The sequence below is a fragment of the Microbacterium helvum genome, from assembly GCF_014779795.1.
Lineage (GTDB): Bacteria > Actinomycetota > Actinomycetes > Actinomycetales > Microbacteriaceae > Microbacterium > Microbacterium helvum.
In genome coordinates, this window is record NZ_JACXZS010000029.1 from 1 (window position 1) to 1,710 (window position 1,710).

Below are 1,710 nucleotides of genomic sequence, written 5' to 3' on the forward strand. Positions count from 1 at the left end.
GTGAATATTCGCGTCTCTGAGCGCCACGAGTATTGCGGTTGAGCGCCACTTGCTCGTCGACGCGATCGCGTGGTTGAGCGCCACCGGATATTCGGGTTCGGCGCCAGCTTCCTAGGCTCCTTCTGCCGCGTGGCTGATCACGCGGCAGAAGGAGTAGTTCGGATGGTACGCAGGATCAAGGCGAAGCTGGTGTTGAGGCTTCGCGCGGAGGGGCTCACGGGTCGGCAGATCGCAGCGCAGGGGCATGTCCAGGCACTCGGTGAGGGCGGTGCTCGACGCCGCCGACCGGGAGGGCATCCGCTGGGACGACGTCGCGGACCTCGACGAGGCGGACGTGTATGCGCGGTTGTTCCCGGGGCGGGGCGAGCACGAGAGTGTTCACGCGCAGCCGGACTGGGATCGGGTGCATCGGGAGCTCGCCCGGGTCGGGGTGACGTTGAAGCTGCTGCATGGCGAGTACCTCGACGCCTGCCGCACCAAGGGCGAGACGGCGATGGGATACGACCGGTTCTGCAAGACCTACCAGCGTCACGTGCTCGTGATCGGGGCGGCGTCGCGGGTCGGTCACAAGGCCGGGCAGACGGTGGAGGTCGACTGGTCGGGGAAGACGATGCAGCTCGCGGACCCTGTCACCGGTTCCACGACGAGGGTCTACTTGTTCGTCGCGACGATGCCGTTCTCGAGGTATTCGTTCGTCGAGCCGACGCTGGACATGAAGCAGGACACCTGGCTGCGCGCGAACACGGCGATGTTCGACTGGTTCGGCGGTTCCGTCCCGCGGATCGTCCCGGACAACCTGAAGACCGGGGTGATCAAGCATCCCGCCGAGGGCGAGGTCGTGCTCAACGACGCGTATCGGGAACTCGCGGCGCACTACTCGGCGGCGGTGCTGCCTGGGCGGGTGAAGAAGCCGAAGGACAAGCCGAGCGTCGAAGGCACGGTCGGGAACGTCGCGACGGCGGTGATCGCCGCTCTCCGCAACCAGCGGTTCGCGACGCTCCCGGAGCTGCGCGCCGCGGTCCACGAACGCGTCATCGCTTACAACGCAAAGCCGTTCCAGAAGCGCGCCGGCTCACGGTTGAGTGTGTTCGAGGGTGAGGAGAAGCCGCTGCTGCGGCCGCTCCCGCAGGTTCCGTTCGAGATCTCCCAGTGGCTCTATGGCCGCAAGGTTCAGCGCAACGGGCACGTCGTGTTCGAGCGGAACTTCTACTCCGTCCCCTACGAGCACATCGGCCGGTCCGTCGACCTGCGCATCACCGACACGATGTTGGAAGTGTTCGCCGGGGATCAGCGGCTCACCAGCCACCTCCTCGCCCCGGCCGGGGTCGTCAACGAGTACCGGACGCATGACAGCGACCTGCCGGACGGGCCCCGCTACCAGCAGATGGACCCGCAACGGGCGCGTGAGTGGGCGGCAAGGATCGGCGAGAACACCACCACGATCGTGAACCGGATCTTCGAGTCCGTTGCCGTCGACGAGCAGGGCCTGGGTGCTGCGCTGGCAGTGCTGCGGATGAGCCGCCGCTACTCCGCGGCGCGGGTCGAGGCGGCGGCCGGCATCGCGCTTCAGTCGCGGGTGAGGTCGCCGCGGTATGCGCATCTGCGACCGATCCTCGAGGCGAACCAGGACCAGACCAGCAGACGGCTGCCGAGGTTCGAACCGAGTGCTTGGGAGGAACCTGCCGGGTATGTCCGCGGCGCCGACTACTA

The 1,710-nt window shown here is 67.1% G+C and carries 1 pseudogene; it reads left to right on the forward strand.

Features of this window, described 5'->3' with window-relative positions:
• Nucleotides 1-162: 162 nt before the first annotated feature.
• Nucleotides 163-1,710 (forward strand): annotated as a pseudogene (gene istA, locus IF188_RS19990) (IS21 family transposase); the annotation flags it as partial.